Source organism: Pseudonocardia benzenivorans CB1190, from assembly GCF_000196675.2.
Lineage (GTDB): Bacteria > Actinomycetota > Actinomycetes > Mycobacteriales > Pseudonocardiaceae > Pseudonocardia > Pseudonocardia benzenivorans.
Genome location: NC_015312.1, coordinates 1,174,676 through 1,195,533, shown reverse-complemented (window position 1 = coordinate 1,195,533; position 20,858 = coordinate 1,174,676). Strand labels below are relative to the sequence as shown.

At 73.2% G+C, this 20,858-nt stretch carries 18 protein-coding genes and 1 tRNA gene; 8 read left to right on the top strand and 11 right to left on the bottom strand.

Going from position 1 to position 20,858, the window contains the following annotated elements; genetic code table 11:
• Positions 1-54: 54 nt before the first annotated feature.
• The 4 genes from PSED_RS05750 (at position 55) to PSED_RS05735 (ending at position 3,901) form a co-directional block, all read left to right on the top strand.
• The gene (locus PSED_RS05750; RefSeq protein ID WP_013673317.1) at positions 55-1,002 is read left to right on the top strand and encodes a bifunctional DNA primase/polymerase; all 948 of its coding nucleotides are present in this window, start codon (positions 55-57) and stop codon (positions 1,000-1,002) included.
• Entirely contained in the window at positions 999-2,135 is a 1,137-nt protein-coding gene (locus tag PSED_RS05745) for an AAA family ATPase (protein WP_013673316.1), read from the top strand. The genes PSED_RS05750 and PSED_RS05745 overlap by 4 nt, the downstream gene beginning before the upstream one ends.
• A gap of 147 nt (positions 2,136-2,282) precedes the next feature.
• Entirely contained in the window at positions 2,283-2,564 is a 282-nt protein-coding gene (locus PSED_RS05740) for a helix-turn-helix domain-containing protein (RefSeq protein ID WP_013673315.1), read from the top strand.
• The gene (locus tag PSED_RS05735) at positions 2,561-3,901 is read left to right on the top strand and encodes a tyrosine-type recombinase/integrase (protein WP_013673314.1); all 1,341 of its coding nucleotides are present in this window, start codon (positions 2,561-2,563) and stop codon (positions 3,899-3,901) included. Before PSED_RS05740 ends, PSED_RS05735 begins: the two co-directional genes overlap by 4 nt.
• Before the next feature lie 56 nt (positions 3,902-3,957).
• On the opposite strand, the gene PSED_RS05730 is transcribed toward PSED_RS05735, so the two are convergent.
• Together PSED_RS05730 and PSED_RS05725 are read right to left on the bottom strand one after the other, a co-directional pair.
• A tRNA-Met gene (locus tag PSED_RS05730) sits at positions 3,958-4,031 on the bottom strand.
• Positions 4,032-4,290: 259 nt separating this feature from the next.
• Positions 4,291-7,194: a UPF0182 family protein gene (locus PSED_RS05725; protein WP_173400086.1), complete on the bottom strand. Its 2,904-nt coding sequence runs from the start codon at positions 7,192-7,194 to the stop codon at positions 4,291-4,293.
• A 287-nt stretch (positions 7,195-7,481) separates the two neighbouring features.
• Between PSED_RS05725 and PSED_RS05720 the strand changes: the two genes are divergently transcribed.
• Positions 7,482-9,026: a zinc-dependent metalloprotease gene (locus PSED_RS05720; RefSeq protein WP_013673312.1), complete on the top strand. Its 1,545-nt coding sequence runs from the start codon at positions 7,482-7,484 to the stop codon at positions 9,024-9,026.
• 4 nt (positions 9,027-9,030) lie between these two features.
• On the opposite strand, the gene PSED_RS05715 is transcribed toward PSED_RS05720, so the two are convergent.
• Entirely contained in the window at positions 9,031-9,570 is a 540-nt protein-coding gene (locus tag PSED_RS05715) for a M48 metallopeptidase family protein (protein ID WP_233899314.1), read from the bottom strand.
• 249 nt (positions 9,571-9,819) lie between these two features.
• Between PSED_RS05715 and PSED_RS05710 the strand changes: the two genes are divergently transcribed.
• Entirely contained in the window at positions 9,820-10,860 is a 1,041-nt protein-coding gene (locus PSED_RS05710) for a ThiF family adenylyltransferase (protein ID WP_013673310.1), read from the top strand.
• The gene (locus tag PSED_RS05705) at positions 10,821-12,191 is read left to right on the top strand and encodes an ABC1 kinase family protein (protein WP_013673309.1); all 1,371 of its coding nucleotides are present in this window, start codon (positions 10,821-10,823) and stop codon (positions 12,189-12,191) included. The genes PSED_RS05710 and PSED_RS05705 overlap by 40 nt, the downstream gene beginning before the upstream one ends.
• 202 nt (positions 12,192-12,393) lie before the next feature.
• Here the strand turns inward: PSED_RS05705 and PSED_RS05700 are convergent, their stop codons facing one another.
• From PSED_RS05700 to PSED_RS05685, 4 genes are all read right to left on the bottom strand, one after another.
• On the bottom strand, positions 12,394-12,657 hold the full coding sequence (locus PSED_RS05700; RefSeq protein ID WP_013673308.1) for a hypothetical protein: 264 nt from the start codon (positions 12,655-12,657) through the stop codon (positions 12,394-12,396).
• Positions 12,658-12,704: 47 nt separating this feature from the next.
• Positions 12,705-13,082, bottom strand: coding sequence for a WhiB family transcriptional regulator (locus PSED_RS05695; protein WP_013673307.1), 378 nt, complete (start codon positions 13,080-13,082; stop codon positions 12,705-12,707).
• Positions 13,083-13,206: 124 nt separating this feature from the next.
• Positions 13,207-13,410: a hypothetical protein gene (locus PSED_RS05690; protein WP_013673306.1), complete on the bottom strand. Its 204-nt coding sequence runs from the start codon at positions 13,408-13,410 to the stop codon at positions 13,207-13,209.
• Between the two features lie 117 nt (positions 13,411-13,527).
• Positions 13,528-15,576, bottom strand: a complete 2,049-nt coding sequence (locus PSED_RS05685; protein WP_013673305.1) for an ATP-dependent DNA helicase UvrD2 — start codon at positions 15,574-15,576, stop codon at positions 13,528-13,530.
• A gap of 133 nt (positions 15,577-15,709) precedes the next feature.
• On the opposite strand from PSED_RS05685, the gene PSED_RS05680 reads away from it, so the two are divergent.
• The gene (locus PSED_RS05680) at positions 15,710-15,958 is read left to right on the top strand and encodes a mycoredoxin (RefSeq protein WP_013673304.1); all 249 of its coding nucleotides are present in this window, start codon (positions 15,710-15,712) and stop codon (positions 15,956-15,958) included.
• Between the two features lie 72 nt (positions 15,959-16,030).
• Here the strand turns inward: PSED_RS05680 and nudC are convergent, their stop codons facing one another.
• From nudC to PSED_RS05660, 4 genes are read right to left on the bottom strand one after another with little or no spacing between them, the layout of a single operon-like run.
• The gene (nudC, locus tag PSED_RS05675; protein ID WP_013673303.1) at positions 16,031-17,029 is read right to left on the bottom strand and encodes an NAD(+) diphosphatase; all 999 of its coding nucleotides are present in this window, start codon (positions 17,027-17,029) and stop codon (positions 16,031-16,033) included.
• On the bottom strand, positions 17,026-18,399 hold the full coding sequence (locus PSED_RS05670) for a M16 family metallopeptidase (protein ID WP_013673302.1): 1,374 nt from the start codon (positions 18,397-18,399) through the stop codon (positions 17,026-17,028). The genes nudC and PSED_RS05670 overlap by 4 nt, the downstream gene beginning before the upstream one ends.
• The gene (locus PSED_RS05665) at positions 18,396-19,688 is read right to left on the bottom strand and encodes a M16 family metallopeptidase (protein ID WP_013673301.1); all 1,293 of its coding nucleotides are present in this window, start codon (positions 19,686-19,688) and stop codon (positions 18,396-18,398) included. Before PSED_RS05665 ends, PSED_RS05670 begins: the two co-directional genes overlap by 4 nt.
• 36 nt (positions 19,689-19,724) lie before the next feature.
• Complete coding sequence (locus PSED_RS05660) at positions 19,725-20,807, bottom strand: S1C family serine protease (protein ID WP_013673300.1); 1,083 nt, start codon at positions 20,805-20,807, stop codon at positions 19,725-19,727.
• Positions 20,808-20,858 lie beyond the last annotated feature (51 nt).

Genomic DNA, 20,858 nt, shown 5'->3' with positions numbered 1-20,858 from the left:
CGGCATCCCGACGGGTGCCGCGCCGCTAGACCCATGCCGAAATCAGGAGCCTCAATGTCCACGCACAGTCACCACCTGGCCGGCCTGCTGGCCGCCGCGCTCGACGCCGCCGGCCGCGGGTGGCCGGTGTTCCCGCTGCACCCCGCCACCAAGCGCCCGGCCCTGCACGGCCACGCCCACTGCCCCCGCACCGGCCCGTGCGCCGGCGCCGACGGGCACCTCGGATGGGAACAGCGCGCCACCACCGACCCCGACCGCATCCACACCGCGTGGGCCGCCGGCCGAGCGTTCAACATCGGCCTGGCCACCGGCCCGGCCGGGCTCGTCGTCATCGACTGCGACACCGACACCGACGGGGCGCCGAGGGCGCAGTGGGCTGGCGCCGGCGGCGGGCTCGACGTCCTGCACCGGCTCGCCGACCAGGCCGGCGCGCTGCCGGCGACGTTCACCGTCGCCACCCCCTCCGGCGGGACTCACTTCTACTACCGCGCCCCCGCCTGCGACGAGCTGCGGAACACGGCCGGGCTGCTCGGCTGGAAGATCGACAGCCGTGCCCACGGCGGCTACGTCGTCGCCGCCGGCTCGACCACCCCCGCCGGCGCCTACACGATCACCGACGCCCGTGACCCGGTCGAGCTGCCCGGCTGGCTGTTCGCACGCCTGCGCCCACCACCGCCACCCGTGATCCCGACCGGGCCGATCCGCACCGGGACCGGACGGCGGGCCCGCTACCTCGACGCCGCACTACGGGCTGAAACAGCACGGGTGCACGACGCCCCGGCCTCACAGCGCAACGCCTCCCTCTACGTCGCCGCAGTCGCGCTCGGACAGCTCGTCGCCGGCGGCTCCCTCACCGAACCCGACGCCCGCGCCGTGCTCACCAACGCGGCAGCCCGGCACCTCGCGCTGCGCGCCTACAGCCCCCGCCAAGCCGAGCAGACGATCACCTCCGGCCTCCGCGCCGGCGCGAAGCGACCGCGCCGGATCGAGGACGCCGCATGAGCCCGGCCAACCACCTCACCCCCGACCCGAACGGCCCGCAGAACGCCGCTCAGGGCCCCATGAGTGGCCCTGTGACCAGCCGGGATCGGGGCCGACTGGAAGCCGTACCCCCACCTTCCCGCACGCACTGGGATGCCGAGGAGCTGATGACGATGACGTTCGCGCCGCCGCGGTGGGCCGTGCCGGGGATCGTCTGCGAGGGCGTCACCCTGCTCGCCGGCCCGCCCAAGGTCGGCAAGTCGTGGCTGTCGCTCAACCTCGCGCTCGACATCGCCGCCGGCCGACCCGCGCTCGGCTCCATCCCGGTCGAAGCCGGGCCGGTGCTCTACCTCGCATTGGAGGACACCCCGCGCCGGCTGCAATCGCGGATGCGCACCGTGCTCGCCGGGCGGCCGGCACCGGCCGGGCTCACGCTCTCGATCGCGTGCGACCCGATGCCCGCCGGCGGGGACGAACAGGTCGACGCCTGGCTCACCGCCCACCCCGGCGCCCGCCTGGTCGTGATCGACGTGTTCGCCAAGGTCCGCGGCAACCCACCCACCGGCGTCGCCGCCTACGACGCCGACTACGCCGCCATGGGCCGGATCAAACGGGTCGCCGACCGCCACGGCGTCGCCGTCCTGCTCGTCCACCACGTCCGCAAGGCCGCCGCCGAGGACTTCCTCGCCACCGTATCGGGAACCAACGGGCTCGCCGGCGCCGCCGACGCCGTGCTGGTGCTCGAACGTGCTCGGGCGCAAGCCGATGGGGTCCTGCACGTCACGGGCCGCGACGTGGACGAGACCGACTACCCGCTGGCGTTCGACTCGCAGGCCGGCGCGTGGCAGGTCCTCGACGGGCCGACCGCGGACTACCTCATGCGGGACACCCGCGCGCAGATCATGCGCTTCCTCCGTGACTACCCGGGCCAGCGGCCGAAGCAGATCGCCGAGGCGTTGCAGCTCGACGCCACGACGGTGCGGCAGACCTGCCGGCGGATGGTCGCCGACGGGCAGCTCCATGCCACACCCGGCGGCCAGTACAGCCCGGCCGGCGGTGACACCGGTGACAGCCGTGACACCACCGGTCTGGAACCGCCGTCACTGCTGTCACTACGTCACGCCGATGCCCTTGACCAGGCAGAACCGTCCTGACCGGGAGTAGCCCGTGTGTGACACCCGCGGACCGCCGTCCGGGACCAACTGCTGTCACCTCGTCACCCCGCCGCCCGTGACCTGCGCAAACACCTGTGACACCCCGAGTGACAGTCGAGTGACTGTCACTCCGAGCCGGGAGAACCGATGAGCAGCCCCGCCGCCCACCCGACCGACGTCGACCCGACCGCATCGAGGAGCACCGTGGACATCCGTTCCCTCACTGCCGACCTGCCGGCCCTCATCACCATCCCCCGTGCTGCCGATCTGCTCGGGCTCAGTCGGGCATCCGCGTATCGCTACGCCGCCGCCGGCGAGCTGCCGACCAAGCGGTTCGGCCGCCGCGTCTACGTGATCACCCATCGCATCCGGGCCCTGTTCGACGACGAGTCGGGAACCGCGCCGGCGCTGCCCGGGGAGGCTGCGTGAACGGCAGCGTCAAGAAGCACGGGCCGACCTGGCGGTACCGGATCGACCTTGGACCAGACCCGCTCACCGGCAAGCGCCGGCAGCTCACCAAGGGCGGCTACCGCACCAAGCGCGAGGCGCAGAACGCCTGCAATGAAGCGTTGGAGAACGCGCGGCGCGGTCAGCTCGTCCGGACCAGCCGCAAGACCGTCACCGAGTTCATGGAGGACTGGATCACCTCGCGCAAGCTCGACATGAAGCCGTCCGCCTGGCGCGGCTACCGGGACTACCTCGACGCCTACGTCCTCCCGACCGTCGGCACCACTCCCCTACAGGACCTCGACACGATCCGGCTCAACCTGCTCTACGTGCACCTGCTCGAACAGGGGCGCCGGAAGGTAGACCGCGACGCCCAGATGCATGCGTTCTACCTCGCAGAGATCGCCGCCGGACACGAGCCGAAAGCAAAGGCTCTGGCCGAGGCCGGCGGCGTCACCTACGACGCCGGCCGCAAGGCGCTCATTCGCTACCAACGCGGCCAGACGCCCCGCCAGCATGACGGCGGGCTCGCGCCCAAGACCGTGCGCAATGTCCACGTGATGCTGCACGGTGCGCTGGCCGATGCGGTCCGGTGGAACCTGTTGCAGCGCAACCCGGCAACCGACGCCAGACCGCCGCGGGTTCGCCGGCGGTCGCACGCCATCTGGTCGACCGACGAGCTGCGCCGGTTCGTCGAGCACGCCCGATCCGATCATCACGCGGCGCTCTGGCTGCTCGTCTGCACGACCGGGCTGCGGCGCAGCGAGCTGGCCGGGCTGCGGCGCGCTGATCTGGACCTCGCGAACGGCCGGCTGACATCCGGGGAGACCCGCGTGGTCGTGGGCGGCCAGGCCACCGACTCGGACGGGAAATCCGACGACAGCCGGCGCACGCTCGCGCTCGACCCCGTCACCGTCGACGCGTTGCGTGAGTTCCTGGTCCGGTGGGATGAGCTGAAACAGGAGTTCGGGCACAACGGGCAGCACCTGTTCTGCCATCCCGACGGCCGGCCGATCCACCCGGACACGATCACCGAGTGGTTCGCCCGGCTGAGCTGGGAGGCCGGCCTACCGCCGATCCGCCTCCACGACGTCCGACACAGCTACGCCACGGCGGCGTTGCGGGCCGGCGTGCCGGTGAAGGTCGTCAGCGAGCGGCTGGGGCACTCGTCGGTCTCGTTCACTCAGGACACCTACATGCACGTCATCCCGGGGATGGACGAGCACGCCGCACAGGTCGCCGCGACGGCGATCCTGGGGCCGCAGACGATCTCCGTGACCACGGCCGTGACCATTGGGGCCGAATCACCGCTCACGTGAGCGCACGAAAAGCCAGAGGGCCCCTGACCATGCTGGTCAGGGGCCCTCTGTTGTAGTAGCGGGGGTAGGATTCGAACCTACGACCTCTGGGTTATGAGCCCAGCGAGCTACCGAGCTGCTCCACCCCGCGTTGCTGTGTTGCTGTTGTAGTGAGAACAGTACACCGGCCCGAAACGTCCCCGCATCCGGGGGGGCAACCACCCACACGACCCCTCCGACCTGCGACGACGGGCCCGGACGGGGCGAAACTCGTCCACATCGCGGCCCGATGATCTTTCGTGCTCCCGGTCACACCCGTCGGCCGGTGACGGAGGACCGCCGGCCGGCCGAACGCGACGACGCCCCGCCCCGGCCCGTTGCGGGCCGGTGGCGGGGCGTCGTCGTGGGCGTCAGCCGCCTTGTGCCGCCTGGAACTTCTTCACCGCGGCGTCGAGCGCGGCGAGCGCCTGCCCCTGGGCCGCGAAGTCGCCGGACTGCTGGGCCGACTTCAGCTGGGTCAACGCCTGCTCGATCTCGTTGGCCGCTGCGACGGCCGCCGGGTTCGAGCCGCCACCCCCGCCACCGCCCGCGGCAGGCGGTGGGCTGGTGGCTGTGGTCGGCGGCGGCGGCGAACCGCCACCCTGACCGGTCTGTGTCGCGCCGGAGCCGGCGCCCGCACCGAAGACCTGGTCGAGCGCGGTCGCGAGGTTGGGGCTGTAGCCGACCCGGCCCCCGTAGCTCACGAGCACTCTCGCGAGCTGCGGATAGGACGAGTCCTGCCCGGCTCTCTCGATGTAGACCGGTTCGACGTAGAGCAGCCCGCCCGCGACGGGCAGCGTCAGCAGGTTGCCGTAGTCGATCGTGGTCTGGTTCTGTCGCAACAGGTTCAGCTCCTGGGACACGCTGGGCGAGCCGAGGAACTGGGCCTGCACCTGTTGCGGCCCGAGTGTCTGGGTGTCCGCGGGTAGCTGCAGGACCGTGATCTTGCCGTAGGTCGCGGGATCGGAGCTCGCCGTCATGTAGGCGGCGAGGAACTGTCTCTGCAGGCTCACGAGCGCGCTGGTGAGCTGGAACGTCGCCCCCGGTTGGTTGGGCAGGCCGGTCAGCAGGTAGTACGGCGGCTGCGCCTCCTGGCCCGCCCCCGTGTTGCCCTGGACCGTCGGGTCGGACGGCACGTCCCAGAACGACACCGTCGAGAAGAACTCGCTCGGGTTGTCGACGTGGTAGCGCGTCAGCAGCTCGCGCTGGACCTTGAACTGGTCCTCCGGGTACCGGAAGTGCGCGCGCAGGTCCGGACTGATCGCCGACGACGGCTCCACCGTGCCCGGGAAGACCTTCTCCCAGGTCTTGAGCACGGGATCGGTGTCGTCGAAGGCGTAGAGGGTGACGGTGCCGTCGTAGGCGTCGACGGTGGCCTTCACCGAGTTCCGCAGGTAGCTGACGTTGGTGTCCGGCAGCCGCTGCACGCCGCCCTGCAGGCTGTCGCGCGTCGCGGTGCCGAGCGGGACCTGCTGGGCGTACGGGTAGTTCTGCAGCGTCGTGTAGCCGTCGACGATCCACTGGATGCGGCCGTCGACGACCGCCGGGTACGGGTCGCCGTCGAGGGTCAGCCACGGCGCGACGTTCTTCACCCGCTGCAGCGGGTCGCGGTAGTACATGATCTTCGAGTCGCTGTTGATCGACCCGTTGAAGAGGATGCGCGTCTCGCCGTAGTTGATGGCGAACACGAGGCGGTTGAACAGGTTCCCGATCGAGACCCCGCCCTTGCCCTCGTACGTGTACTGCTGCGAGTCCGAGTCGTACTCGCGCGGCGCCGCGCCCTCCGGCGCCCCGACGATCGAGTAGTCGGTGATCAGCTCGCCGTAGTAGATCCGTGGCTCGTCGACGGGGATGGCGCCCTTCGTCGACGTGTCGCTGACGGTGAACTGCGGCAGACCGCCCTGACCGCCGGTGTCCTCGAGCGCGGCGTTGACCTGGTTGGCCGGCGCGGCGACGAAGCCGTTGCCGTGGGTGTAGACGAGGTGCCGGTTGATCCAGTCGGTCTGGTTGCCGACGAGCGCGCTGCTGTCGAGCTCGCGCGCGGCGACGACGTAGTCCTGCGTCTGCCCGTTGACGTCGTAGCGGTCGATGTCGAGCTTCTGCGGGAAGCCGTAGAAGTTGCGGCGCTGCTGGAGCTGCGTGAACGTCTTGGTCAGCTTGTTCGGGTCGAGCAGCCGGATGTTCGGGATCGTGCTGGTGTCGGAGCGCACCTGGGCCGGTGTGGCCGTCGACGTCCCCGAGTACGGCTCGATCGTCACCTTGTCGTCGGTGAGCCCGAACGCCTGTCTCGTCGCCTCGATGTTGCGCGAGATCGACGTCGCCTCGCGCTCGTTGGCGTTCGGGCCGACGACGAACTGCTGCAGGATCGCGGGCCACGCCGCGCCGATCAGGATGCTCGACAGCACCAGCAGCACGAGCGCGATGGCGGGCAGCTGCAGGTTGCGCCGGAAGATCGACACGAAGAACGCGATGGCACAGATGATCGAGATGAACAGCAGGATCAGCTTGGCCGGCATGACCGCGTTCAGGTCGGTGTAGGTCGCGCCGTTGAAGTTGGCGTTGCGGTCGGAGAAGAGCAGCTCGTAGCGGTCGAAGAAGTACGCGAGCGCCTTGAGCAGGACGAACACACCGGCCAGCGTGGCCAGGTGGGCGCGCGCCGCGGAGGAGATCTGGCCCGACCGGCCGGAGAGCCGGATGCCGCCGAACAGGTAGTGGGTGATGAGGGCGAAGACGAACGAGATCGCGACGCCGACCATCACCCAGTCGAGCAGCAGCCGGTAGAAGGGCAGGTCGAACGCGTAGAAGCTGACGTCCTTGCCGAACACCGGGTCCGTCTGGCCGAAGGACGTGCCGTGCAGGAACATCTGGACGGTCTGCCAGTCGCCCTGCGCCGCGAGCCCCGCGATGATGCCGACGATCACCGGGATGCCGATCGCGAAGAGCCGCAACCGCTGGATGACGACGGTGCGGTAGCGGGCGATCGGGTCCTCGGGGCCGCTGACCGGGACGAAGACCGGGCGGAAGCGGTAGGCCAGCCACATCGACAGCCAGACGAGCCCGCCGAGGAGCAGGCCGCCGAGCACGAACTGCACGGTGCGGGTGAACAGCACCGTCGTGAACACCTCGCGGAAGCCGACCTCACCGAACCACAGCCAGTTGACGTAGAAGTCGATGAGCCGCGACCCGCCGAAGAGGAGCACGACCACCACCGCGGCGATGATCAGCAGGATCCGGGTGCGGCGGGGTAACGAGGGGACTCCCACCGGGGGCCGCATGGCCACGGGACACGCTCCTGACGTCGGGTGCGAACTGCCGGGCGCCGCCACGGACCGGACGCGGCGGTGACGGCGTCGTCGTCGGACGGGGTCGTCGGACGGTGTCGTCGCAGCCGCACGGCGGTGCGCCTGACGAGCCAACTCTACGGAAGGGGCGTGTGGTTCCCGTTGCGCGGGCCGAGTTGGCCAATCGTGACGATTCGGATACCTCCCGCACGCCGCCACGCCCTCGGCGAACAGCGACGCTCCACGTCACCGAGGTTGTCCGGTCCGCGTACCGTGGAGCCATGAGTGACGTCCCGTTCGGCTTCGGACCCGCAGACCGCGACAAGGACCGCGACCGGCCCGACGGCGAGGGCTCGGAGCCGCAGGGGCCCCAGGACCCCTTCGGCCTCGGCAACCTGCCGGGCATGCCGCCCGGCGGCTTCCCCGGCATGCCGGGGATGCCCGGGATGGGCGGCCCGGGGGGCTTCGACATGAGCCAGCTCGGTCAGATGTTCACGCAGCTGGGGCAGATGCTCAGCCACGCACAGAGCGGCGGCGACGGCCCCGTCAACTACGAGCTCGCCACCCAGATCGCGACGCAGGCGCTGGCGCAGAGGACGTCGTCGTTGACCGACGCGCAGCGCACCGCCGCCGCCGACGCCGTGAAGCTCGCCGAGCTGTGGCTCGACGCGGCCACCGACTTCCCCGCGGGCGCGACGGACGCGGTGGCCTGGACGCCGACCGACTGGGTCAAGGCGAGCATGCCGACGTGGAAGCGGCTGTGCGACCCGGTCGCGCGCCGCGTCTCCGGCGCCTGGGTGGAGGGCCTGCCGGAACAGGCGAAGCAGGCCGCGGGCCCGATGCTCGCCATGGTCGGCCAGATGGGCGGCCTCGCCTTCGGCAGCCAGCTCGGCAGCGGGCTGGGCGAGCTCGCGGCCGAGGTGCTCACCTCCACCGACGTCGGCTTCCCGGTCGGCCCCGCAGGCACGGCCGCGCTGCTGCCCGAGGCGATCGAGAAGTTCACCACCGGGCTCGACCGCCCGGCCGGCGAGGTCATGATCTTCCTGGCCGCCCGCGAGGCCGCCCATCAGCGGCTGTTCACCCACGTGCCGTGGCTGCGGGAGCGGCTGCTCGGCGCGGTCGAGCAGTACGCGCAGGGCATCACCGTCGACACGTCGCGGATCGAGGAGCTGGCCTCGTCGATCGACCCGTCCAACCCCGAGTCGATCCAGCAGGCCATGCAGGGCGGCATGTTCGAGCCGCAGACGACGCCGGAGCAGAAGGCCGCGCTGGCCCGCCTGGAGACGCTGCTCGCGCTCATCGAGGGCTGGGTCGACGCCGTCGTCGCCGAGGCCGTCGGCGAGCGGCTGCCCGGCGCCGAGGCCCTGCGCGAGACCCTGCGCCGCCGGCGCGCCTCCGGGGGGCCCGCCGAGCAGGCGTTCGCGACCCTCGTCGGGCTGGAGCTGCGGCCACGTCGGCTGCGGGCGGCCGCGGAGCTGTGGAAGCTCCTCGGCGAGCAGCGCGGCACCGCGGGCCGCGACGCGCTGTGGGCGCACCCCGACCTGGTCCCCACCACCGACGACCTCGACGACCCCGCGGCCTTCGTCGCCGGTTCCGACGACGTCGACCCGATCGCCGAGATCGAGCGGCAGCTCCAGCGCGACCGCGACGCCGACGCGGCCATGGACGCGGCCAAGGAGGCCGCCGAGCGTCGCAAGGCGGCCGGGGAGACCGAGGCCGCCGCGGAGCAGGACGACGACACGACCGGCGACAAGACCGACGACAAGACCGGCGAGAAGACCGACGACTCCGACGGCGACCCCGGCGAGGGGCCGGCGCAGCGCTGACCCGTCAGCCGGCGGCGGCGTCCCCGTCGTCGATCGCGGCGATCCCGTCGAGCCCGCCGCCCAGCGCGGCGTCGGGCTCGGCATCCGCGTCGTCGGCGGGATCGTCGGTCGCGTCCCCGTCGGTCCCGACGAGCCCCAGGCCCGCGGCGGCCGACAGCCCCTCGAGGTAGCCCATCGCCCGCTCGGTGCGCGGATAGCGCCGCACGAGTGCCCAGAACTCGTCGTCGTGCCCGGGCACGAGCAGGTGCGCCAGCTCGTGGACGAGCACGTAGTCGACGACCCAGCCCGGCACGTCCCGCAGCCGCTCGCTGACCCGGATCGTCCCGTCGGCGGGCGTGCACGACGCCCACCGGGTGCGCATGGGCGCGACCCAGCGCACCGACGTCGGGACGGTCTCGGGCCCCAGGTACCGACGGGCGAGCTCGAGGCTGCGCCGGTGGAGCGCCTCGTTGCCGCTGCGGGCCGGGGACCGCCGACGCGCCTCGCTGCGTTCGAGGCGGCGGACCATCTCGTCCACCCACCGCCGTTCCTCGGACTCGCTCATCCAGCCCGGGATGAAGACGATGACCGTGTCGCCTTCTCGCCGAGCGCTCACCATCCGCCGCCGCCGGTCGCTCCTACGGACCTCGACGGCTGAGGGTCCCGCCATGGGTCAAGACTAATCCCGTCGGCGGCCCACGTCGTCACGTCACCGGTCCGGACGGCTCGCCGGGGCGGCCGCGGGGTGGTCGCACCCGCAACGGGGCCACCCGTCCTCCCGCGGGCGGCAGCCGTCGCGGCGCACCATCGGCCCGTGATCCCGCACCTTCCCGACGTGCTCGTCGTCGACCCGCACCGGCCGTTGCTCGCGCCCGCGCCCGGCACCCGCGTGATCGGCCTCGCGCCCGGAACGGCCGTCGTCGTCGAGGACCTGACGCCGCCGCTCGCGGCGATGCTCGACGCCTTCGCCCGCCCCGCCGATCCCGACCGGGTCCTGGTCGGGGCCGTCGCCGCGGGCGCCGACCCGCGCGAGGCGAGGGCGCTGCTGGCCGACCTGCTGGCCCGGGGCGCGGTCGTCGACGCCGGTGCGCCCGCCCGGATCGCGCGGCGCCGGGCGACGAGCAGCGTCCGCGTCGTCGGCGACGGACCGTTGGCGATCGGGGTGGCCTGCGGGCTCGCGGCCGCGGGCGTCGGCACCGTCGAGGTGCGCGCCGACGGCGTCGTCCTGGCCGACGACGTCGGGACCGGTTGGCTGGAGGCCGACCGCGGCCATCCGCGGGCCGCCGCGGCGGCCGACGCGCTGCGCCGGGTGGCCGCGCGCGTCGCCGTCCGGTTGCCGCACCGGGCGCGGCCGGACCTCGTCGTGCTCGCCGACGCGGCCGGCGCCGATCCACTCACGGTCCGTGACCTCGTCGCGAGAGGGACGACGCACCTGCAGGTCCGCACGCGCGACGGTCGCGGGGTCGTCGGCCCACTGGTGCTGCCGGGCCGCAGCGCGTGCCTCGAGTGCCTCGACCGGCACCGGGCAGCGCGTGAGCCCGGGTGGGCCGGGGTCGCGGCAGGCATCGCCCGGGTCCGCGGCACGGCCGACGCCGCCGCCGTCGTGGCGACGATCGGCGTCGCGACGGCCCAGGTACTCGCCGTCGTCGACGGCGCGAGAGTGCCGCCCGCCACGTTGGACGCGACCGTCGAGATCGACGCCGCGACGGCCCGGACGACGCGTCGTCGCTGGTCACGTCATCAGGAATGCCCCTGCTCGACGGGTACCGCGGCTGTGCCGGGCATCCCGGTACCCCGGGCGCGCCGGGACGCGGAATGCACGAGGGGCCCCCGTCGGGAGACAATCGACGTGTGACTGACATCCCCCGCCGGACCGTGTCGCGGACCGCGAAGCTCGCCGGGCTCCCGCTCGGCGTCGCCGGCCGGGCCGCCGCGGGCTGGGGACGCCGGCTCGTGGGCGGCGACGCCGAGCAGATCTCCGCCCAGCTCATGGCCAAGAGCGCCGAGCAGCTGTTCGCCGTCCTCGGCGAGCTCAAGGGCGGCGCGATGAAGTTCGGCCAGGCACTGAGTGTGTTCGAGGCGGCCGTTCCGGAGGAGCTCGCCGGGCCCTACCGGGAAGCGCTGACCAAGCTCCAGTCGGCCGCGCCACCGATGCCGTTCGCCGACGTCGAGCGGATGCTCGCCGAGCAGTTCGGACGCAACTGGCCCAGCCGCTTCCAGGAGTTCGACGAGACGCCGGCCGCCGCGGCGAGCATCGGCCAGGTACACCGCGCCGTCTGGCGCGACGGGCGCGACGTCGCCGTCAAGGTGCAGTACCCGGGCGCCGAGGAGGCCGTCCTGTCGGACCTGCGGCAGCTGTCGCGGATGAGCCGGCTGCTGCAGCCGCTGGCGCCGGGCATGGAGATCAAGCCGCTCATCGAGGAGATGCGCGAGCGGATGGTCGAGGAGCTCGACTACCGCGACGAGGCCGACAACCAGCGGAAGTTCGCCGCCGAGTTCGACGGCGACGACAAGGTCCGGGTGCCCAAGGTCGTCGCCTCGGCGCCGCGCGCGATGGTCACCGAATGGGTCACGGGCACCCCGATGTCGTCGATCATCCGCGACGGCAGCACGGAGCGCCGCGACCAGGCCGGGGCCCTGCTCGCCGAGTTCCACTACTCGGCACCCGCGCGGCTCGGGCTGCTGCACGCCGACCCGCACCCGGGCAACTTCCAGGTCGTCGACGACGGCCGACTGCTCGTGCTCGACTACGGCGCCGTCGCGCGACTGCCCGGTGGGCTACCCCGCGAGCTGACGATCATGACGCGCTACGCGCTGCAGCAGCGGCCCGACGACCTGATGGACCTCATGGTCGCCGAGGGCTTCGTGAAGCCGGACACGGGCGTCACGGCCGAGGAGGCGATCGCCTACCTCTCGCCGTTCACCGACCCGCTGCGCACCCCGACCTTCACCTTCAGTCGCGCCTGGCTGCGTGCGCAGGCCGAGCGCGTGGGCGACCTGCGCAGCCCCGACTTCGACACCGGCCGGTTCCTCAACCTCCCGCCGCAGTACCTGCTGGTGCACCGGGTCACCCTCGGCACACTGGGCGTGCTCTGCCAGCTCGGGGCGCAGGTCCCGCTGCGCGGCATCGTCGGACATTGGCAGCCCGAGCTGTTCGCCGACGACACGCCCGTCGCGGGGGGCTGAGCCGCTCCGATTCGGGCGTCGCCGAGCCGCTCCGGTTCGTCAGGAACGGCACTTTCCCGCAACCTAGTTGCGGGAAAGTGCCGTTCCTGCAATCCGGGGCAGGACCCCGAGACGTGTCGACGCCCGCCCCCGACCGGATGGTCACGGGGGCGGGCGTCGTCGCGTCACGGCGCCGGTAGCAGGTGCGCCGTGGGCCCGCGGGTCAGCCGGCGGCGGCGCGGGCGCGCTCGGCGCTGCGCCGGGCGCGCTGCTCGGCGTATCGAGCCAGCCGCGCCCAGCGTCGACCCGCGGCCACGGAACGCACCAGCCTGTGTCGGCGGGCTTGTTCCTCGGCCTCCTGCCTTCGCGATCGGGCCATGGCTTCATGGATGAGCATCTGGGCTCCCTCGGAGATCCCGGCCGGTCGCCGGCCGTCGGTCACGATGTCGGGGGTGTCCACGGCGACTGCCGGGTTGAGGTCGTTCATCTCGGTCTCCTCGGGATCGGTGGAATCGGTGTGCGTGATCGGAACGGTCAGGCGCCGAGCGCCGCGTAGTACGCGCGGTCGCGCTCCAGGTCGGTCTTGCGGGGGCGTCCCCTCGGGCGCTTGCGCGGGATCACCGCGCCACGCTCGAAGATCTCGCCGCCCCAGACGCCCCAGGGCTCTTCCCTGCTCAGCGCGCCCGCCAGGCACTCGACCCGGATCGGACACCCCCCGCAGAGCGCCTTGGCCTGCTCCAGCTCCCGCGGCGACTCGGCGAACCACAGGTCCGCGTCGCCGCTGCGACAGGGCAGGTCGAGACCGGCGGCCGGAGCCGCGTCCAGCAAGGTCCCCACGCCGGAGGCGGTGTCGCCACCTGCCAGCTCGGGGCTGATCGCTCCGCTCTCCAACGGAACTGATCTGCCTAGCACCACTACCTCCTGGTGAGAGATGTGATCGATGGAAAAGTGAACTGACACAACGAAAAAGGGCCGCGGTCCCCAGGTGTGTGGGTTCCGCGGCCCTCTTTCGAGAATCGGCCGATGGGAGCGAGGCCTACGTTCGGTGTCGGCTCCCTGAAACGGACACACCTGTGTTGTTGTCGACGAGCGTCGGCAGCGCCGCGCGCTGCACGACCGGCAGCCCGAACTGCTCGGTCCGCGCGACGGCCCACTCCACGAGGCGCAGACGGGCACCGCTGATACGGGTGCCGGCGCAGGCGGAGGTGCCGAAACCGTCGATCGTCATGATCGTGTTCATCAGGGGCACCTCCTTCGCGCGCTCGCGCGGGTGACGACGGGCTGTTCCCGTTCGGTGCATCGACCTTAGAAGGGCCGCGACGCCGGGCACAACCTATTTAAAAGGTTGCATGGAGAATCATCGGCGGTCGGCGACCAGCGCGAGGACGTCGGAGCCGTAGCGGTCGAGCTTGCGGGCGCCGATGCCGGGGATGCCCACGAGCGCGGCGACGTCGGCGGGACGGTGCTCCGCGATCGCGGCGAGGGTGGCGTCGGTGAACACGACATAGGCCGGGACCTGCTGTTCCTTCGCCGTCGACGCCCGCCACGAACGCAGCCGGTCGAGCAGCTCCATGTCCACATCGGACGGACAGTCGCCGCAGCGGCGCATCTTCATCGCCTCGGCGCCCAGCAGCGGCGAACCGCAGACGCGGCACCGCGGTTTGCTGCCGCCCGTACGTGACTCCGCGATCCGCGACGCCGGGTGGTGGTCGGGGATCAGGCCGTGGAGGAACCGGCTGCGACGGCGCTGCCGGCCCTTGCCCGGGCTGCGCGACAGCGCCCACGACAGCGCCAGGACCCGGCGGGCCCGGGTGATGCCGACGTAGAGCAGCCGGCGCTCCTCCTCGATCGCGTCGTCGTCGCCCTCGGCGTGCTGGATCGGCAGCGTCCCGTCGACGAGCCCCACGAGGAACACGACGTCCCACTCCAGCCCCTTGGCGGCGTGCAGCGAGGCCAGCGTGACGCCCTGCACCGTCGGCGGGTGGGCGGCGTCGGCGCGTGCGTCGAGCTCGGCCACGAATCCCGGCAGGTCGAGCCCCTCGCGCACCGCGACGAGCTCCTCGGCCAGGCCGACGAGGGCCAGCAGCGACTCCCACTGCGTACGCGCACTCGCGCCGGCGGGTGGCTCGTCGGTGAGGCCGACGGGCGCGAGCAGTGCCCGGACGGTGCCGACGAGGTCGTCGTCGGCCGCCCGGCCGCCCGCCATGCGCAGCACCGACACCGCACGTCGGATCTCGGGCCGCTGGAAGAACCGCTCCCCGCCGCGGACCTGGAACGGGATGCCCGCCTCGGCCAGCGCCTGCTCGTAGGCCTCGGACTGGGCGTTGATCCGGAAGAGGACGGCGATCTCGGCGGCGGGGGTGCCGTCGGCGATGAGCTTCCGGATCCGGCGGGCGACGGCGGCGGCCTCGGCGGGCTCGTCGTCGTGCTCGGTGAAGTCGGGGTCGGGACCGGGGGGCAGCTGCCCCTCCAGCCGCAGCCGGGAGCCGGCCACGCGCCCGCGCGCCGCCGAGATCAGCGTGTTCGCGGCGGCGACGACCTGCGGCGTCGACCGGTAGTCGCGCTGCAGCCGGACGACGACCGCCTCGGGGAAGCGCCGCGGGAAGTCGAGCAGGTGGCGGGGCGTCGCGCCCGCGAACGTGTAGATGGTCTGGTTCGCGTCGCCGACGACGGTGAGGTCGTCGCGCTCGCCGAGCCACGCGTCGAGCACCCGCTGCTGCAGCGCCGTGACGTCCTGGTACTCGTCGACGACGAAGCAGCGGTACCGGTCGCGGAACTCCTCGGCGACGCCCACGTGGTCCTCGAGTATCGCCGCGGTGTGCAGCAGCAGGTCGTCGAAGTCGAGCATCTCGGCCTGGTTCTTGAGTTCCTCGTACTGCGCGTAGACCGCGGCGACCTGCTCGGCCGGGCCCGGGGTGTCGCGGCGCAGCCGGGCGACCGCGGCCGGGTACTCGGCCGGCGTGATCAGGCTGGACTTGGCCCATTCGATCTCGGTCGCGAGGTCGCGCACCGCGTCCTGGTCGGTGCCCGCGCGGGCCCGGACCGCGGCCTGGCCGACGGCACGGAACTTGTGCTCGAGCAGCTGCCACTGCCGGTCGCCGACGACCTGCGGCCAGAAGTAGCGCAGCTGGCGCAGCGCGGCGGCGTGGAACGTGCGGGCCTGCACACCGGCCGCGCCCAGCGCGCGCAGCCGCGTCCGCAGCTCACCCGCCGCCCGCGCGGTGAACGTGACCGCCAGGACCTGGCCGGGTGCGACGTGCCCCGTCGCGACGAGATGCGCGATCCGCCGGGTGATCGTGCGGGTCTTGCCGGTGCCCGCGCCGGCGAGGACGCACACCGGGCCGCGCGGCGCCGTCACCGCCGCGAGCTGCTCCTCGTCGAGATCGTGCAGCGGATCGGCGGTCACGGCCCCATCCTCGCAGGCCTCCCCGACGCTTCCGGAGACCTCCCGCGTGGGCGGCGGCCCGGTGCGGGCACGGGTGAGATGCGGCACACACATGCGGCGGAAGCAATGTCCGCGCCAGGCCGTTGACCAGGACATGGCCCAGTTGACTGTGTACTCGACCACGTGGTGCGGCTACTGCCGCCGCCTCAAGCTCCAGCTCGACGAGGCGGGCATCGAGTACAGGGAGATCGACATCGAGCGCAACGCCGACGCGGCGCGCTTCGTCGAGGGCGTCAACGGCGGGAACCAGACCGTGCCGACGGTCCTGTTCCCCGACGAGACGACCGCGACGAACCCCTCGTTCGCGCAGGTCAAGGCCAAGCTGGAGGCCGAGGCCGCCTGATCGTCCCGTGACCGGCCCGGCGCCTGCGGCGCCGGGCCGGTCCACGTCGGTCCGGCTTGACCACCCTCACAGTCAGTCCAGCGCCGCCCACGACTCCAACATCGACCGGGCGATCGAGACCCGGCCCGGCAGCAGGACGACCTTGCTCCCGCTCACGGCCGTGGGATCGCCCGCCCAGTCGCCGCGGGCCAGGCCCGCGCGCAGCTCCTCGCGGGTGATCCAGACGGCGTCCTCGATCTCGCCGTCGGCCGGGAACAGCGGCTGTGCCGGGTCCGCGACGGCCTGGAAGCCGACCATCAGCGACCGCGGGAACGGCCAGGCCTGGCTGCCCAGGTAGCCGATGTCGGTGACCTCGACGCCGACCTCCTCGCCGATCTCGCGGGCGACGCACGCCTCCAGCGACTCCCCCGCCTCGACGAACCCGGCGAGCACCGAGTAGCGGCCGGGCGGCCACACGGGCTGGCGGGCCAGCAGGACCTTGTCCGCGCCGTCGTGCACGAGGCAGATGACGGCCGGATCGGTCCGCGGGTACTCCTCGTGGTCGTTCGCCTCGCAGCGGCGGACCCAGCCGCCGTTGTGCGCGTGCGTCGGCGAGCCGTCCCGGGAGCAGAACCGGGCGGTCTCGTGCCAGTTGAGCGACGCGACGGCCGTCGTCATCAGGCCCGCGCCCAGCGCGTCGAGCTCCGCGCCGACGGCACGCAGGTCGGCCCACTCGGCCGGGTCGTCGCCCGCGACGAGGTCGGGCATCCCGCGCACGGCCCAGTAGGCGACGCCCTCGGCCTCGCCGAGCAGCACCGCCCCCGGGGGCGGCGCGTCGCCCGTCGTCGGACGGGTGCGCAGCCGCACGCCCGAGCCGGACGCGGCGTCCCAGGCGGCGGCGTCACCCTCGCGGAAGGCGGCCTCCGGGGCCGAGTCCCAGCTGACGGGGGTGCGCCCCTTGTCGTCGACGACGACCAGCCGCGCGGTCGGCCAGCCGGCGAGCTGGCGGGCCGCGTCGGTGCGCAGCGGCTCGTCGCGCAGCGCCGCGGCCCGGGACAGCAGCGGCGGGGTGTGCAGTGCGAAGCCGGTCACGGGCCCTCGATCCCGCCGAGCGCGCGGACCCCGGCCCCGATCACCTCGGCGTCGCCCACGACGACGCCGGTGAACGTGCTGGGCGCGAAGAACTCGAGCGCCGCCGCGGCGACCTGCTCCGTGGTGACGGCCGTCAGCCGCCCCGGGTGCGCGCGCAGCCAGTCGACGTCGAGGCCGTCGGCGGCCAGCGAGGTGAGCATCCCCGCGAGCCCGCCCTGGCTGTCGAGCGAGATCAGCAACGACCCGATGGCGTAGGCGCGGGCCGCTTCCACCTCGTCGGCCGACGGCGGCACCGCCGTCATCCGGCCGAGCTCGTAGCGGGTCTCCAGCAGCGCCGCGGCGGTGACGTCGCTCGCGACGTCGGTCTCGACGCCCAGCAGCGCGCCGCCCGGCACGAACTCCGTGCCGGAGTGCGCGCCGTAGGTGTACCCCTTGTCCTCGCGGATGTTCTCCATCCAGCGCGAGGAGAAGTAGCCGCCGAAGACGAGGTTGGCCAGCTGCAGCGCCGCGTAGCCGTCGTCGTCACGGCGCAGCGCGCGGCCGGAGAGCCGCAGCTGCGACTGCACCGAACCCGGCCGGTGGACCAGCAGCAGGTCGCCCGGATCGGGCAGCGGCGGTGGATCGAGCTCACGGGCGTCGTGCCCGGCCGTCCAGCCGGCGAGCGCGTCGCCGACGTGCGCGATCGCGGCCTGCGGGTCGATGTCGCCGACCAGCGTCAGGATCGACCCGCCCGGGACGAGTGCGGCGGCCTGCAGCGCGCGGACCTGTTCGGCGGTGACGGCGGCGACCTCCTCGGCCCGGGGCATCTCCCGCGTGATCGGGTGATCGCCGAACCGCCTGCGCTGCAGCGCCTCGCGGGCGATCGTGCGCGGTTGGGCGCGGGCGACGGCGATGCGCTCGGCGAGCCGTTCACGTTCGCGGGCCACCTCGGCGTCGGGGTGCGTCGCGGCGGTGAGCACGTCGGCCAGCACGGCGAGGACCCGCGGCAGCCCGTCGGACAGCCCGGAGCCGCCGATCGACAGCCGCTCGGGGTCGACGCTCACGCCGAGGTCCGCGCCGACGGCGGCGAGCTCGTCGTCGATCTCCACGCGGTCGCGGTCAGCGGTGCCGGTCAGCAGCGTCGAGGACAGCAACTCGGCGACGGCCGGGTGGTCGGCGTCCGAACCCGCGAACGGGACGCGCAGCCGCAGCTCGACCATCGGTACTCCGGGCCGGCGCGCGGCCAGCACCCGCAGCCCCGACGGCAGGGTCTGCTCGACGACGTCGGGCAGCGCGACCTCGCGCGTCTCCCCCAGCGCCGGGAGCGGCCGCGGGCCCGTGGCCGTGCGGCCGATCTCCTCGGCGGTGCGGTGCGTCGTCACGGCGGTCACGCGTCCTCCTCCTGGCCCTGGGAACCGGGTTCGACGAGCAGCACACCGCGCCCGCCGGACCGCAGTGCGCCGGCCGCGGCCGCCACCTGGGCCGGGGTCAGCGCCGCGAGGCGGTCGGTGAGCTCGAGGGTGATCTCGGCACGGCCGTAGAGCAGCTCACGGGCGCCCAGGCCGAGCATCCGGTACATCACGCGGTCGTTCTCCTGGTGCAGCGCGGCCGACCAGCGGGCCACCTGCCGGGCCAGCTCGTCGGCGCTCGGCGGCGACGCGGCCAGCTTCTCCAGCTCCTCGTCGACGGCGCCGATCACCCGGTCGGGCTCGACGGCGGCCGGGTGCACCGCGGTGACGGTGAACGTGTCGGGGTCGCGGGCGTCGAGGGAGCCCATCAGGCCCGCGCTCGCCGAGACGTCGGTGACCAGGCCGTCGGCGTGCACGAGACGACGCTGCAGCCGGGCGGCCTCGCCGTCGCCCAGCACGGACGCGAGCAGCACGTGCGCGAGGTAGCCGTCGAGGTCGGCGCCCGGGTCGGGCAGCCGGAACCCCATCGCGAGCGCGGGCAGCGGGGCGTGCGCGTCGAGCACCGACTGCCGGCGCTCGGCCCCGGGAGCGGGCTCGGCGAAGCTCGGCCGCTCGGGCGTCGGGCGGGCCGGGATGTCGCCGAAGTGCGCGTCGACCCGGGCGAGCGTGGTGTCGACGTCGATCGGCCCGGCCACCGTCAGCTGTGCGTTGCCCGGCGCGTAGTAGGTGTCGAAGAACGCCGCGGCGTCGTCGAGGCTCGCCTGCTCCAGCTCGGAGAAGTCGCCGTAGCCGTTGTGCGCGTTGGGGAAGGTGTCGTACAGGACCGGCGGCAGCAGGATCCAGGGGAACCCGCCGTACGGCCGGTTCAGGACGTTGAGCCGGATCTCCTCCTTCACGACGTCGACCTGGTTGCGCAGGTTCTCCTCGGTGAGCTTGGGCGCGCGCAGCCGGTCGGCCTCGAGGAACAGCGCACGCTCCAGCGCCGCGGCGGGCAGGACCTCGAAGTAGTCGGTGTAGTCCTGGTGGGTCGAGCCGTTGAACACCCCGCCCGAGCCCTGGACGTGCCGGAAGTGCGCGAGCTTCTCGAGGCTCTCGCTGCCCTGGAACATCAGGTGCTCGAACAGGTGCGCGAACCCCGTCCGCCCCTCGGGCTCGGACCGGAAGCCGACGTCGACGTGAACGGCGACCCCGACGACGGGCGTCGCGGGATCGGGGACGAGCAGCACACGCAACCCGTTGGGGAGCGTCGCGCGGTGGAGTTCGATCGACACGAGGGTGACACTAACCCTCGCACCGGCACCGTGCCGTCACTCCCGCACGGCCGTGAGCGCGACCGTCCGGACGGCGGCACCCGAGCGGTAGGTGAGGCTGATGTCGGGCTGCCCGGCCCGTGCCCGGAGCTCGGCGACGGTCAGCTGGTCGGCGCTGACCGCCGGGCTGCCGGCGATCTCGGTGACGACGTCGCCCACCGCGATGCCCGCCTGCGCGGCCGGGCTCCCCGGGGCGACCGCGACGACGGCCAGGCCCGCCGGCAGTCCGAGCCGGTCCGCGAGGCCCGGCGAGACCACGCGCAGGGTCAGCCCGACGGTGTAGTGGGTGACCGAGCCGGTCCGGATGAGCTCGTCGGCGATCGGCATCGCCGCGTCGACCCCGATCGCGAAGCCGAGCCCGACGCTGCCCCCGCCGGACTGGCCGGCCTCGTTGGGCACCGTCGCGATCGCCGTGTTGATCCCGACGAGCCGCGCGTCGCAGTCGACGAGCGGTCCCCCGCTGTTGCCGGGGTTGATGGCCGCGTCGGTCTGCACGGCGTTGAAGAGGTGCGCCGTGCCACCGGCGTCGGCGGGGAGCTGCATCTGCCGGTCCAGTGCGCTGACGATGCCCGCGGTCACGGTCCCGACCAGGCCGAGGGGCGCGCCGAGCGCGACGACCGGCTGACCGACGACCAGGTCCTGCGAGCGCCCGACCGAGATCACCGGCAGCCCCGGGTCGGTCGCCGCCCGGACCACGGCGAGATCGGTGAGCGGGTCGCGGCCGACGATCTGCGCCGCCGAGGTGGCGCCGGTGCTGTAGCGGACCTGCACCGCGCCGCCGCCCGCCCCGGCCGACACGACGTGGTCGTTGGTCAGCACGTAGCCCCCGGAGCGCACGATCTCCCCGGAACCCGACCCGCCGGGGGCGCCGCCGGGGGTCGTCACGACGATCGTCACCACCGAGGGCATCCCCGCGTCGGAGACCGCGGTGGCGTCGCAGGCCGTCGCCGGGCCGGCCGTCGCGCGCACCACGACGCCGCCGACGACGCCCCCGAGTACCGCGGCGAGCACCAGCGACAGCACCAGGACGAGGGGGCGGCCCAGCAGCGGGCGGCGCGGGGACGCGGGATCGTTCGGCATCGGTCGGCTCCGCTCCCGGGTGCGGACGACCCGGTCCACAGGAGACTCTGC